Origin of the sequence: Vibrio crassostreae, from assembly GCF_024347415.1 — a bacterium.
Taxonomy (GTDB): domain Bacteria; phylum Pseudomonadota; class Gammaproteobacteria; order Enterobacterales; family Vibrionaceae; genus Vibrio; species Vibrio crassostreae.
Map to the genome: position 1 here is coordinate 670,845 of NZ_AP025477.1, position 13,937 is coordinate 684,781.

The window sequence follows — 13,937 nt, forward strand, 5'->3', positions numbered from 1 at the left end:
TATAAAGTAGGAAAGCTATGCATAGTCCAATAACACTTGAAGCATTACACATATTAGATGCCATTGATCGTCGTGGGAGTTTCGCAGCTGCAGCGAATGAACTGGACCGAGCACCTTCTTCATTGAGTTATCAAATCCAGAAGTTAGAACAAGACTTGGATATCATGATTTTCGACCGCTCAGGACACCGCGCCAATTTCACTGAAGCGGGGCGGTTAATATTAGAGCAAGGTAGGATCATTCTGGGTGCCACTGAACAACTCGTTAACGATGCGAGTATTCTTGCTAACGGTTGGGAGTTGGATTTAACCATTGCTTTCGATGGCATTATTCCGATTGCTAATTTCTTCTCGTTAGTCGATGAACTAGGGAAAATCAGCAAAACACGCGTTCGCTTACAAGAAGAGATCTTAGCTGGATGCTGGGAATCACTCACCGATGGTCGTGCTGACCTGCTTGTTTGCCCGAAACTCGACACCATCCCGAACGATATGAAAAGTGACGTAATCGGCAAGATGGAAATGGTATGGGTCGCGGCATCAAACCACTACGTTCACAAGCGTTCTGGCGAGTTTGACCAAAAGGCTAGAGAAAGTTACAGGGTAATTGCAATCGCAGATACTGCACGCGATCAACCCGCTTTAAGTCGAAACATTCTAGAGAAGCAACCTCGTTTAACCGTGACAAGTTTCCCTGCAAAGGTTGAAGCTCTGACAAGTGGATTAGGGATTGGCACCTTGCCGAGTAGTATTGCTAAGCCGCTGATTGAATCTGGCGTACTACAGCAGATTTCGGGTACAGAACCACAGCCGATCGATATCGTCATGGCTTGGCGACGTAACAAAATGGGCGACGCCAAGTCTTGGTGTATCCAACATCTTAAAAAGACATGGGCGTTAAAGTAACGGTAACACCATATCTGCAGTACCGTCTTCAAAACTGATATCTAGCTTAAAACCGAGCTTTTGAGCTAGTGTCAGCATCCCTCTATTGGTTGGCATCGTCATACCCGACATCTGTTTAGTCTGCTTTGCTCGGCAGTAATCGATAACTTTCGTCATCAGAATACGACCTAAGCCGACACCTTTCAGATCGGAACGTATCAGAATCGCAAACTCGGCATCGGTGTTCTCTGGGTTAATCAGCGCTCTCGATACACCGATGATTGCAGGAACCCCTTGTTCTTCACGCACCACAACAAAGGCGATCTCTCTATCGAAATCAATCTGAGTAAAATTAGCCAACGCTTCATGATTGAACTCACCGACATCACTAAAGAAACGTTTATAAAGATCCTCTTTAGATACGCGATTAATAAAGTCAGCATGGAGCGGTTCATCTTCGGGCAGAATAGGGCGTAACAACACTTCGGTTCCATCTTTTAGCTGGATACGTTCTTCAAGCTCGACTGGGTAAGGGCGAATGGCCAACCTTTCTTGCGGGTCTCCTTCGTAAGCTTTCAATATGATATCGGCATCTAAGATCGTGAACTTGTCTCCGTTGGCCAGTACTGGATGGATATCTAAATCATGTATTTCAGGGCAATCAACGACCATCTGCGATATACGAACCAATAATTCAGAAAGGCCCTCTATATCAATCGGGTTAGGGAGCTTTTGTAGGCGAATCTTGCCACTTTTTATCGCTCGAATAATCAAGTAGCGCGCCAGTGTCATGTTGAGCGGTGGGAAAGCAGCGGCCGCATCAATCGATTCATCCCACTCCGAACCACCTTGTCCAAGTAAAATGATTGGGCCAAAGGTTTCATCGGTTGTTACTTTGACTCGTAGCTCTTGGCCACCCGCGAGCTTGGCCATACCTTGAATTAACAAGCCGTGGATGTGAGCTGTAGGGAAGGATAGTTGAGAACGATCGAGAATTGCCTGAGCAGCATTGGCAACTTCACTGCTGTTTCGTAAATTGAGCATCACACCTTGAACGTCTGACTTGTGTGCAATGTCTGGCGAACGAAGTTTTACGGCAACCGGATAACCAATTGTTTCTGCAATGTGTACCGCTTCACTTGGGTCAGAAGCAATCCATGTCGGTAGCACATCGAGGTTAAAACTCTTGAAAAACTGGCTATTTTGGTGAGTATCAAGGCTAACTGTGTCTTTATCCAGTAGTTGTCGTTCTATCCAACTTTTCGCATCTGCTAGATCTTCAATATGTACTTTTTCTGCCGTGGTAGGCGTTTCCATTAACTGACGTTGGTTTCGTCTGTACTCGACTAAGTGCATGAATGCGACCACTGAGCTTTCAGGCGTTCGATAGGTCGGGAAACCCGCTTCGGTAAACAGCTTTCGCGCTGGCCTAGCTGTTAACTCACCAGACCAATTCGTCAGGATGTTAAAGCGCTTGTGGCGAGGGTGCTTCTTAATCGCTTCAATAATTCGTTCAGCCGTTCTAGCGGAATGTGCAATCGCAGAAGGGCTATGCATGATAAGAATCGCATCCGCTTCATCGCCATCGAGTAAGATGTTTATGGTATCGATATAACGCTGATCACCAGCATCACCAACAATATCGATAGGATTGCTGTGAGACCAACTAGATGGCAACACCTTGTTCAACTTATCAAGAGTCTCTTGTGAAAACTCTGCGAGCTTGCCACCGCGGTCAAATAGCGTATCCACGGCCATAATCGCAGGGCCGCCACCGTTGGTAACAATAGCCAAACGCTCACCACGCAATGGTACTGAATGAGTCAGTGTCTCTACCGCAGCAAACAATTCATGTAAGTTCTTAACTCGCAACATACCACTACGGCGAATCGCGGAATCGTAGATAATATCTAAAGTATCGGCACCACCGGTGTGTGCCATTGCGGCCGCTCGCCCTTTCGCTGTTCGTCCGCCTTTTAGCACTAGAATTCGTCTGTTGCGCGATGCCGCACGCGCTGCAGAAATAAAGCGCCTCGCATCAGTAATGCTGTCTACATAAAGTAATATCGCTTCGGTGTGAGAATCGGTACTCAGATAATCCAATAACTCCGAGAATTCGATGTCACTGCCATTACCTATAGAGATAAACGCCGAAAAACCGATCTCTTTGTCATTAGCCCAATCGAGAATCGTGGTACACACAGCTGCAGACTGAGAAACAAAGGCGATCTTACCGGGTAATGCTGTCACAGGAGAGAATGAGGCGTTTAAATTTAACCAAGGGACAATTACTCCCAAACTATTGGAACCTAACACTCGAATGTTGTGTTTTTTGGCAATCGCTAGGCATCGTTCATCATACGTCTCACCATTATCGCTTTCTTGCTGCATGTCGGAAGAAAGCACAATGACAGAGGCTATACCTTTCTCGGCTAGTTCTTTAAAAATGGCGACATTACGGGTCGCATTGGTACATAAAATGGCAAGGTCAGGAACGATCGGTAGCGACAAAATGTTTTTATAAGAGAGTACGCCTGCCACAGAGTCATATTTTGGCGTAACTGGCATCACTGCACCTTTAAAATCCCCGTGCAACAAATTGTTCATGACGATATACCCTGCACGCGTTTCTCGTTGAGAAGCACCAACAACAGCGATTGAACGGGGTTTAAGTAGGGGATCAAGATGATTCATAGACATATCCTAGCAATGAACGTAAGTTCATCGTAACTTACTTTGCACTCACGGGTTGATGGCAAATTCACCGAATTAAGATGAATAAGCAGGCACTGCATAAAGTTTGTGAAATAGGTCACCCACTAATGGTGTATAATCTCAAAGTTAACTTGATTCTAAACCGACGTATCGGCATGATTTATAGTAATTATTATTAAGGATATAGAGCTTTCCATGAAAAAATTTGCAATTGTGACTTTGCCACTGCTCTTGGCTGCATGTGTATCTGACGACTACGTTACCAATGTCACTTCAGATAGTTATCAAGAAGAATACAAAACGGCCAAAGTTGAAGCTCCAGTTGTATCTCAATCTGAGCAAACAGGCGTTGTTGAAGAAAACGTTGTCAACGTGATCAGAACTGAACCTGTTGAACAGAAAGTCACTCAAACGACTCAAGCGAAGCCAGTTGCAGTAGTGACAGGCCCAACCAAGAAACAGCAAGACATGAATCAGCGTTTTGGTTACACAGTTCAAGTTGTTGCTGTTGGCAGCCAAAGTAAAGTCGATTCTTTCGTGAAAATGCTACCTACGAGTTCTCAACCAGTTTGGGAAAACTACAAAATGGTTAACGGTACCAAATGGTTCACCGTACTTTACGGTGACTACGCAACGCGCTTAGACGCTAAAAAGGCAATCTCAACACTGCCGAACACTTTCCAAAACTTGAAGCCGTTCGTTAAGAGCATTGATGACATCAAGAACTCTGAATACCCAACGCTTAACAAGTTGAACTAAGTTTTGATTCATTAAGAAGGGGCAAATGCTCCTTCTTTTGTTTTAAGACTCGCTGTTTTGTTTAATAGTTAATCGCTCGATCTTTCGAACGCAATTTTAACAATCAAAACACTGTACCTATCTCGACTTTTGTTTATCATTGAAGTCAGTATTCCTAGTTTCAAGGACCGAATTTACCCATGAACACCACAAACATACTTCTACTTTGCGGCGGTGGATCTTCAGAGCATGAAGTGTCTTTAGTTTCAGCCAATTACCTTTTCGAACAACTCAATAGCGTTGCAGATTTCAACGTTGTGAGAGTTGAAATTAAAAACGAAGGCTGGTGTCTTGATTCAGGTGAATTGGTTTATCTTGATATTAACGATCAAACCCTGCGCGGTGACAATTTAACATCTAAAGTCGATTTCATTGTTCCTTGCATCCACGGTTTCCCAGGTGAAACAGGTGATATTCAATCACTGTTTGAAATGGCTAAAATCCCGTACCTAGGTTGTGGTTCAGAAGCGAGTAACAACAGCTTTAACAAAATCACTTCAAAGCTATGGTACGACGCACTTGGCATTCCAAACACGCCGTACCTGTTCTTATCAGACAACAATGATCAAGCTCATTCACAAGCAACTCAAGCATATGAAAAGTGGGGTAAAGTGTTCGTGAAAGCGGCTCGTCAAGGTTCTTCTGTAGGTTGTTACCAAGTTAACCAAGTAGAAGATTTGAGCGAGGCTATCAACAAGGCGTTCACTTTCTCGGACCAAGTATTGGTTGAGAAATCAGTGGTGCCTAGAGAGCTAGAAGTTGCTGCTTATGAAATCGATGGCGAGCTACATATCAGCAAACCGGGCGAGGTGATTGCACCGAACGGCGCATTTTACTCTTACGAAGAGAAGTACAGTGCAGACAGTCACTCGATCACTGAAGTTGAAGCAAGCAACCTCACTGATGAGCAGCGTGAACTGATTGCAGAAAGCGCTCGAAAAGTGTTTACACAGATGAAGCTCCGCCATTTATCTCGTATCGACTTCTTCTTAACGCAAGACAACGAAATCTATCTGAACGAAGTCAACACCTTCCCAGGTATGACGCCAATCTCCATGTTCCCTAAAATGGTTGAGCATGACGGCCACAAATTCAGCCAGTTCTTAGAGAACTGCGTGAGAACAAGCCTTTCTTAGGTTTCTAACTCGTTTTCGTTCACTTAGAGCTGAACCCAAAAGTGCCTTAAGCTTTCGCCAAGGCACTTTTTGTTTTTAAAGCTAGCCGTTTTTTACGAATCTATCATTTAGCCACAACTTATATCCAAGTAACAATATCCAAGTAATTACGAACCGTTTATTGCCAAGGTATTAGCGCCTTAAACTTCATCTTCTCACTCTCAGCCGCTCCCGTGAAACCCACATATTGGGCTGGCATGGCAGGGCTAAGCCAGCGACCAAAGTCCTGAATCTCTCTAATCTTAAGACCTTGTTTCGACAACTCTTGTGCGGCACCAACACGAATCGAATTTCCAGAGAAATGGTGGTTTTCTGGAAGTTGAAGTAAGTCGCTTGCTCTTCTCAATATTCGGTAAATGGACGAATCATCTAAAGGCTGTAAACCAATATTCTCATGCTTGTCTATCGCACGAAACACAGGCAAATCGTCTTTTGGTCCAGTAAACGAAAGCCAACGTTGAAGTGCAACACTGGCTATTTGTGATAACTGATAAGCTGAATCTTTGACTGTTACTTGGTAATGATCTTCAACGTACTCAACATCGGTCATCGACAACGCCTTAAGTTCTGAGCGCTTTAAAGCACACTCGAACATAACGTTATAAATAGCGATGTCTCTGATCTCTTTCAAGTTTGCTTTATCATGGGAGAGTAACGTATTTAAATCAGTGAGATGCACAGATGTCATAGCATTGGTTTGTTTGGCGTCACCGGCCATTTGAGATTGTAAGTGGAGCAGGGTAAAGCGAACTTGCCTATGCTTGATCGGGTTAGCAAAGCTCAACACAGTATGTAACATACTAAGCGTTGCAGTGTAACGTTTCAAGGATGCGTATTTTCTATCGTTGGACTCCGTCTCAAGAAATCGACGCACAGCGGTTATAGAAGCGGGAAGTGTGTTAATACGATGTTTGGTACAGAACGCATGATAGCGATTCCAATCACTGTAGATACCCAACAGTGAATTGTGAGAGTATTGAAATCCTGTCAATTCATCTATAATTTCAATTGTCGCGTGCCTGTTTAATTTTTCAACAAATGAATTAATTATCACAGAGTCGGTTAAAATAGGGACTTTTTTTCTCAAATTACCGTACCTCAACAGGTTTTTTTACCATATTATGCTTGATATCATTATAAGTATACTTATGATTAATGTAGTGAAAACAAAAAGATGATTAATAGATATGGCTAATTCAATTTACCGAAGCGTCCATCTTCAATCGATAGATGCTAATAACACAGTTTGGCGTGCTAAATTAAAAAACAACGTTATTCAGGGCAACCTAGCTGCCGTAAAAAAGAGTATTGATTGGTGGATTGAAACCGCGTCTATTATTGATCCAAAAGAATTCACGTCATTAAATAAGTCGAGAGGAACTGGTGGCTCGACTGAAAACTTCAACGGCTACCAAATCAAGAATGACACCGGTGAGCCTAATGCGTGGTATTGCATGTTTAACGGTCGCTTAATCAAAGGCGGCAAGATTGCAATCCAGCGTCATATAGAAGCTTACTTACTCGCAAAACAAAAAGCAGAGCAACAAAAGAAGTAATTTATGAGCCTAGTATATTCAACAGAAACAGGTCGTATTAAACCTGAAGAAGAGAAAGTCCAACGTCCTAAAGGCGATGGTATCGTTCGAATCCAAAAAGAAACCAAAGGCCGTAAAGGCAAAGGCGTTTCTGTCGTAACTGGCTTAGACCTAGATGACGCACCATTAAAACTAATGGCAGCAGAACTCAAAAAAGTGTGCGGCTGCGGCGGCTCAGTAAAAGATGGTAACATCGAAATTCAAGGAGATGCTCGTGACAAGATCAAAGCGCACCTTGAAAAGAAAGGCTACAAAGTTAAATTTGCTGGCGGTTAATCTCTAACTAATACCAGGGTTAAAATCGAAGATTATTATCACTGGTTATTAGGTATTTTATGGTAAATAGCCAATATGGTTAAATACACAGTATAAATTAGAGACTATCGACTCAATATAAAGGCAGGGCATCACATAAAGATATCTGCCTTATAATCCCCAAAAACAATTTAACATAACGTACATAATACGCACCGAAGTGCGTGAAATCTGATAAGTTTCAGTACGTTAGTTCTTTCAGATTTTGCGTACACGCGTGTTATAGACGCTTGAAATTCAAAATGTTTCCACATAAATACGATCATTAATTAGTTTTCGTCCTTCCATTTTCCGTTATACCTAGTTTTCGTCACTGTTCTTTTTTCCGGTTTGACGACCCGTTTCATCGAATTCACCGATGGACATCGTGTTTTGTCATCGAAAAAATAATTCGACGGATGTTTGATAACTTGAAGGAGATCACATGCTCACTCCCCGTTTTGCCGATCTATTGAATCGCTACTTCGACGATATTCATGAAGCCGCCGCGTATTTTTACGTGCAACCGATCACGATCAAGCGTTGGCTGTCTGGCGCGGTACCGGTCAATCCACTGGCCGAAAAATTGATGAACATTCACGCCCGTGGCTACTTACCGTTGGATCATCGTTGGAACGGATTTCGTATCAACGTCGACCGCGCCATTCTGATTACCCCCGAAGATCGCGAATTCAATCCCAAGGAATTGCTCAGTTTTGCGTACTGGCGTGACGAGCACCGGCAACTGGTTGAGCGCCACGGCAAAATTGAGTCCCCGAAATACTATCCAGCCAAGGAGCATCCCTTGCCATTTCGTGGTGGTCGACGTATGCCGCCCAAGCCCTGGATCCCGGCCAAATTCAAATAACGGCGCCATTCAGAGCCAAAACCCTCGAGATAAGCTTCTTGACCTTAGGAACGTATAACGTCATGACAACGATAATAGCCAACCCGAACATCTTCATCGCGGGCGATGCCATGTGGACCAGCCAAGTCAGCGGTTTGGCAGTCGACTGTGAGACGCGCAAACACGTTGTGTGTCTCGAGCAAGTGATCTTTTTTTCGGGTGATGAGCACCCTATTATCCTCGCGCAAGCCGTGCTTCTGGCCCTCATTTCTGACGAGGAATACATTCAGTTAGCCCAAGCGCTCGACGAACGCGATGAGATTGGCTTGATTGCCTTAGCTGAAAACACTGGTGCGTTGATAGACATACCCATCGGCAATAATGCGACCACCGGAGAGCTAATGTTTACGGGCTCTGGAGGCTTCCACGCGGCGACGTTCTTTCAAGATCTCAATAATCTGCCTTGCCTATTGCAACGCATAGACACGGCCATGACGATGGCGTTCCACGTTGACGAGCAATCCGGTAACGGGATCCACAAGAAGGTGTGGCCTCAGCGCTACGACAACTTGTGTTATACTGACACCAGTTACCGAGAATACATCGGGGCTAAAATTCAAGAATATCACGAGTTCATCGCCGAATGGGCATCAATGGAGGGCGACAATATGGCAGCGCAACTTCCCCGCTCTACAAACCGCACAGCGCCGGCACCAAACGCGCCCAAAGCGACCCCAGAGCGCATGAAAGAAATACTCGAAGCGTTAAGAACAAATCAGAAGAAACAGACGAAAAAACAAGAAGAAAGCGCCTAAACAAGCGTTTTTTACTAATACGTTTAGTGATTGCTAACAATACATAATATGTAAACAATGCTATAACCTTAATTATTGCACCGTATAAACTCAGAGTGCCTGCAGTCTGAAGCAACTTAGTAGGTTTAATCAGTAAACGATGTCCGTAAGAAATACTTTGTTATCATTAGAGAATTTTCCACACTCAAGGGAAATTAGACTGTCCAACTGTTCTATCGTTTGAGTATGAGCCCAAGAACTAAAACAATAAGCATCATTTATACTTATGAATAATGGGCCAATACAGCCTCCAGAGCCACAAGACCATTCATCCACAATAAGTAAATCACTTTGTTGTGAGCTACTTACTACTACCTCAATTGCTTTTATTGATAACGGGTTAGCCATTGAGCCACCTTCACTCACAGTTTGTTCAAAATACTTCCTATATTCAGTGATAATGTCTTCTTTACTAAAGTAAAGCCTATCGCTGTTTATCAAATATTCGAATCGAGTTTCGGCGTCTACAACTGAAAAGTACAATTGTTCTGCATAGCTTTTTTGATTAGCAGTTTTCCTATTGGCGTTTTGTAAATCTGCTACTTTATCAGAAAGCACTGCAAGACGAGACTCAGCATCACCTAGGAAGCCTTTTGTTCTTTCTAGTTCATCATGCTGCTCAAATCTTGGGTGAACTGTATGAAAGTAAGCAAAAATGACAAATATCAAACTTATCAATGGTACGGAAGCGAAAAAGTAATCACATATCCCCTTTGATGAATCAACCCATTTCAAATTTTATTCTCCATCTTAAAGCAAACGTCTTGTTAAGGTGTGAGGCACGCTATACCAAAGCCTCCATATACCACCCTGACCACTAAAAAAACGCATAGTAAAAATGCCACGTATTGCGAATCATTTTTAAACAGTTTGTTGAACGAATTTACCGCCATGGTGCAATTGTTTTACTTTCTTCTACAACTCTCACATTGATTGGTTTTGAAGACTGATCACTAAGCACTTTGAAATAACCAATAGAAGACGCAGCTAAAAATACAGCACAAATAACAGAGCACAGTAGACTCCTTGACAACCAAACTGTTCGTTTTAAATTAACAGAAGAGTTATGATCTATACACTCTGAGAATGTCCGGTTTAAATAGTCTTCATAATTTTCAGCTTTGCCAACATTTAAACTATGAGCTTTGTTATAAGAAGCTTGTTCTTCTTCATAATGCTCTATTTCCTTCTTATAGGCGAGTAACTCTGTATATTTAGGTGCAATTCTATACTCGAATTTTGAGAGAATTGAATAGCATATGAAGGTACAGGACAAAATAAAAAATATTACCGACATAAGAAGACTGATACTAAAAAGTAAATCTGGCTCAGACTCACTAGTATAAACCTTAACAATAGTTACAAGTACGCCACCAAGTATTGCAAGCAAACTAACTGGAAATGTTAGCTTTTCATTAAAGTTGTATATTCGATTAAGCTCACTGAAATAAACTTCCTTTAAGTCACTGAATTGCATTTAAACTCCATTCGTATAACGACCAATTAAGGTGTAAGCCACGCTACCACGACACTTAAATTGAACGCCGTAAACACTAAACTTAATTCAAACCAAAAATGCCAAGCGTGGAGAATTACTCTTAAATTGTTTGTTAAATGAATTCTTGACCATTAGTGCCTGTGTTATCGATATAATTTTTATAATAGTTTGAATAGTTTTCTAATTGGCTAAACTTAACCAACTTTTCAATCGTATCATCAGTGTGCTTGAGCTTCATATTAGCCTTTAAAAATACTAACATTAGCCCAGAGAAAATTACGGATATCAATGAAAGCATTGCTCCTTTTAAAGAAAAGAGAATATCCCAAAACGCTCCTATCGATAAACTTATTTCCGCATTTACTTCCAATGGAAGAAAGCTCAGTGGGTATACAACACCAGCGAAAAACAATAGCAGTACAGAAATTATTGAAAAGTTAATCAGATTAGACGAATCTTGCCCTGAACTAAGTTTATCGACATGAGACTTATTGACTTTAACCTGATGGAGAGTTCTAACTAATAAGTTATCGATTTCTTCTCGCTCAGGCGTTGTATCTATACTGACAAATGACAGTGATTTCATATGCAGCGACTTTGGCATTGCATATGCAATGCCAAATGTATTGTTTTCGAACTTGTCTCGCTCTGCCTGTTCTTTCGCTCTTATAGAGTGAAATTCCGCTATTTTTTCTTCTAATAATGGAACAATATCTCCCTTAGCATCAAAAGATGAAAAATTATACTTCTCTAAGTATTCAGCAGAGGTTAACAATTCGCCTTTCTCGTGAAACGCTTCATCTATATCGCAGAGCTCTATATCTCTAATTCGCTCATTGTACCACTTAAAATATCGCGACTTAGCCTCATCACATAAAGCTTCAGACTTTAATATTGAATTTGAAGCGTCTGCTTTGTCCTGCGAAAATTCTGCTTGGTTTGAAACTATTTTTGTAATCAAAAACGCAGCAAAAATTCCCACTATAGCGCCCGATGTTTGGCTGATAGTGCTAAAAAATACGTTCCAATCCAAAAGTGTACTCCTATTCATTTAACGCCTTATTAACTTGTGACAAAACAATGCAACCAAACCTAATGTGACCAGCGTAATCACAAAAGTTGACCATTACAAATTTGCCAAATGTTTTGGAATCCAGTTGAACAATTTGTTAAGTCTTTTTAGGGCGATACGCAATAATATTAACCGTCCCTTTCCCTTTATATTTAGTCATTTCAAACTCATGTTTTAGAAGAGCTATTACTTCTGGTAGTTTTGATACACCGTAAGTTCGAGGATCAAAATCTGGCTTTGCTCGTTTCACAAATCCAACGACAGGTGATACATTTGCCCAACCTGAATCATCCTGAAATCTCTCCCACGCTTTACTAAGCACGGGTATAAGTTGTTTTACGTTAACTTGTTTATCACCTTTTGCCTTTGGCGCCTTTGCAGTCTCTTCGGTATCTTCAGATCCCAAATTCTCAGTGTAAATAAAGTCGTCACAAGCATTTCTAAATGCTACGGGTGTCGTATTTTTTCCGACTCCAAAAACAAATATTTCGGACTCACGTAGACGCGACGCTAGTTTCGTAAAATCACTGTCGCTAGACACAATAGCAAATGCATCAAACTTTCCTGAATATAGCAAATCCATTGCATCTATTATTAGATATGCATCTGTAGCATTTTTTCCTTGGGTATAAGCAAACTGCTGAACAGGCTGGATAGCAAGCTCGTTTAAAACTCCCTTCCAGTTCTTCAAATATTCACTAGACCAGTCACCATACGCTCTTTTGATAACCATGTGTCCATGAGCTGATATTTCGTCAAGAATCAGGTTTAGCTTTGAGTATTGAGTGTTGTCAGCATCTATTAGAACAGCAATTTTTTTATGATCATCTAAATCCTTCATATACCACCATATTTGAATAATAACTTAACAGCTATTAGACCGAATTATTCTGCATTTAAAAACAGAGTTTTTCTGTCTAGTCTGATTTATGGGAAGGGATTATAATCATAAATCCTAGTTATAACAGTGATTTAAATCATTAACTGTGAAACTGGATGACTAAAGTACAGATTGTTGTCTTAAGGAAGACAGAGAGGGCCACTGTCCTAAAGAAATAGCCCTGTGATTGATCTGATTTATCGACGTTTTTTGTAGCGTTTTCGTGTGGTGTTCGCCCTTACCACGCGCCCGTTCTTGAGCGTGTAACCTTTCTTAAGTTGGCCGTTTGGTCGGCGGCCTTTGCACTTGTGTCCTTTCATTCGGTATCTCCAGTTTTCGTATCCGTTGCTCTTGGTCTTGTTGCACTCGCTTTATCCAATTAATGTCCGTTTTCAAAGCCGCAATCGTGCCCAGGCTTGAGACTCCGCCTGTCATGAACGCAATAATCAGTGTGTCGATAAAGCTCATCATTTCCCCTTCCATCGCGAGACGTAAAACTCGAGGAGATAGCGCACCATGGCGCGCATCCCGAGCGTATCAACTACAACCGCACCCACCACAAACCAATACGGATTGGGTATACGCTGCAGCGCGTTAAAGCCTTGCTCAACATAGGGGGCATAATTAGGGATGAATGACAAAATCAGTGGGACAAATACCACTAGCAGAATGAACTCGTCTTTGAATCCCCGCTCTCTAATGCTGACTTCATCGAGGCTACTGGCCTGCTCTTCGCCGCTTTGAAGTCGACGCACCCTCGCCTGATGCTTCTCGCTCTCAAGTTCGTCTTTGCGCTTTAAAGTTTCAGCTCGGTTTTGATTGTGCTGTTTATACGCAGCCACACCACCGGTCACGAGATTAACAAGCGCGCCAATCATGTGTACACCCGACGACTTAATTCAATGTGCGGACCGTCTTTAAGGCTCTTCCAGTCACCACCCCAAACAATGGCGACATTCAGCTCTCGCGCCGCTTGTTTAAAGGCTTTACTGATGGCGTCGTAGTACTTAAAGTCCCACGTCACCTTGTTGTTCTCATCGTAAGCCACGAAATCGATCGCATGGCCAGATTGGTGCCGGCTGAGACGTTTAGCCCCATCGAGCTGGCTCAAGCCCTCCTGATAGAGTTGGTATTGGCGTTTTGCGGTGCGTAGGCCTTCCGTGATGCCAAAATCATACGGGGACAGTTCGAGCGCTCGACGCACGACTTTCTTTAAGTCGCCATGCACGCCGAGCATGCGGGTTTCGCTACGAGCGGACAGCACAAAGTTGCTGACCGTCTCATCGATGGTTTTCTTATTCATAAGGTACACTCCGGCCAGTAAG

16 protein-coding genes are annotated in these 13,937 nt (G+C 42.4%); 7 read left to right on the plus strand and 9 right to left on the minus strand.

The annotated features are described in order from the left end of the window. Window positions 1-17 precede the first annotated feature (17 nt). Complete coding sequence (locus tag OC193_RS18630; protein WP_048664390.1) at window positions 18-905, plus strand: LysR family transcriptional regulator; 888 nt, start codon at window positions 18-20, stop codon at window positions 903-905. Here the strand turns inward: OC193_RS18630 and OC193_RS18635 are convergent. Beyond that, window positions 897-3,578: a bifunctional acetate--CoA ligase family protein/GNAT family N-acetyltransferase gene (locus OC193_RS18635; protein WP_048660170.1), complete on the minus strand. Its 2,682-nt coding sequence runs from the start codon at window positions 3,576-3,578 to the stop codon at window positions 897-899. The two genes, OC193_RS18630 and OC193_RS18635, sit on opposite strands and share 9 nt — an antisense overlap. A gap of 216 nt (window positions 3,579-3,794) precedes the next feature. On the opposite strand from OC193_RS18635, the gene OC193_RS18640 reads away from it, so the two are divergent. Beyond that, entirely contained in the window at window positions 3,795-4,358 is a 564-nt protein-coding gene (locus tag OC193_RS18640) for an SPOR domain-containing protein (protein ID WP_048664389.1), read from the plus strand. 179 nt (window positions 4,359-4,537) lie between these two features. Continuing rightward, window positions 4,538-5,533: a D-alanine--D-alanine ligase gene (locus OC193_RS18645; protein WP_048664388.1), complete on the plus strand. Its 996-nt coding sequence runs from the start codon at window positions 4,538-4,540 to the stop codon at window positions 5,531-5,533. A gap of 157 nt (window positions 5,534-5,690) precedes the next feature. Here OC193_RS18645 and OC193_RS18650 read toward each other — a convergent pair whose 3' ends face one another. Continuing rightward, on the minus strand, window positions 5,691-6,659 hold the full coding sequence (locus OC193_RS18650) for a tyrosine-type recombinase/integrase (protein WP_048664387.1): 969 nt from the start codon (window positions 6,657-6,659) through the stop codon (window positions 5,691-5,693). Window positions 6,660-6,759: 100 nt separating this feature from the next. On the opposite strand from OC193_RS18650, the gene OC193_RS18655 reads away from it, so the two are divergent. The 4 genes from OC193_RS18655 to OC193_RS18670 all read left to right on the plus strand — a co-directional run bounded on the left by OC193_RS18655 (window position 6,760) and on the right by OC193_RS18670 (window position 9,123). Continuing rightward, window positions 6,760-7,128: a DUF3319 domain-containing protein gene (locus OC193_RS18655; RefSeq protein WP_048660165.1), complete on the plus strand. Its 369-nt coding sequence runs from the start codon at window positions 6,760-6,762 to the stop codon at window positions 7,126-7,128. Window positions 7,129-7,131: 3 nt separating this feature from the next. After that, window positions 7,132-7,443, plus strand: coding sequence for a stress response translation initiation inhibitor YciH (gene yciH, locus OC193_RS18660; RefSeq protein WP_008221404.1), 312 nt, complete (start codon window positions 7,132-7,134; stop codon window positions 7,441-7,443). Window positions 7,444-7,906: 463 nt separating this feature from the next. Next, window positions 7,907-8,329, plus strand: a complete 423-nt coding sequence (locus tag OC193_RS18665) for a phage protein (RefSeq protein ID WP_017073518.1) — start codon at window positions 7,907-7,909, stop codon at window positions 8,327-8,329. Between the two features lie 62 nt (window positions 8,330-8,391). Then, window positions 8,392-9,123: a hypothetical protein gene (locus tag OC193_RS18670; protein ID WP_261978803.1), complete on the plus strand. Its 732-nt coding sequence runs from the start codon at window positions 8,392-8,394 to the stop codon at window positions 9,121-9,123. Between the two features lie 129 nt (window positions 9,124-9,252). On the opposite strand, the gene OC193_RS18675 is transcribed toward OC193_RS18670, so the two are convergent. From OC193_RS18675 to OC193_RS18710, 7 genes are all read right to left on the minus strand, one after another. Continuing rightward, complete coding sequence (locus OC193_RS18675; RefSeq protein ID WP_048666257.1) at window positions 9,253-9,897, minus strand: hypothetical protein; 645 nt, start codon at window positions 9,895-9,897, stop codon at window positions 9,253-9,255. A 148-nt stretch (window positions 9,898-10,045) separates the two neighbouring features. Beyond that, window positions 10,046-10,639, minus strand: coding sequence for a hypothetical protein (locus OC193_RS18685; RefSeq protein ID WP_048666258.1), 594 nt, complete (start codon window positions 10,637-10,639; stop codon window positions 10,046-10,048). Between the two features lie 133 nt (window positions 10,640-10,772). Then, window positions 10,773-11,693 carry a hypothetical protein gene (locus OC193_RS18695; RefSeq protein WP_132957236.1) on the minus strand — a complete coding sequence of 307 codons (921 nt, stop codon included), beginning with the start codon at window positions 11,691-11,693 and terminating at the stop codon, window positions 10,773-10,775. Between the two features lie 136 nt (window positions 11,694-11,829). Next, a complete protein-coding gene (locus OC193_RS18700; RefSeq protein ID WP_048666260.1) occupies window positions 11,830-12,573 on the minus strand; it encodes an NYN domain-containing protein in 744 nt (247 codons plus the stop codon). 312 nt (window positions 12,574-12,885) lie between these two features. Then, complete coding sequence (locus tag OC193_RS26040) at window positions 12,886-13,083, minus strand: hypothetical protein (RefSeq protein WP_372217633.1); 198 nt, start codon at window positions 13,081-13,083, stop codon at window positions 12,886-12,888. Further along, window positions 13,080-13,490: a hypothetical protein gene (locus OC193_RS18705; protein WP_048666261.1), complete on the minus strand. Its 411-nt coding sequence runs from the start codon at window positions 13,488-13,490 to the stop codon at window positions 13,080-13,082. Before OC193_RS18705 ends, OC193_RS26040 begins: the two co-directional genes overlap by 4 nt. Continuing rightward, window positions 13,487-13,915: a M15 family metallopeptidase gene (locus OC193_RS18710; protein ID WP_048666316.1), complete on the minus strand. Its 429-nt coding sequence runs from the start codon at window positions 13,913-13,915 to the stop codon at window positions 13,487-13,489. Before OC193_RS18710 ends, OC193_RS18705 begins: the two co-directional genes overlap by 4 nt. Between the last annotated feature and the right edge of the window lie 22 nt (window positions 13,916-13,937).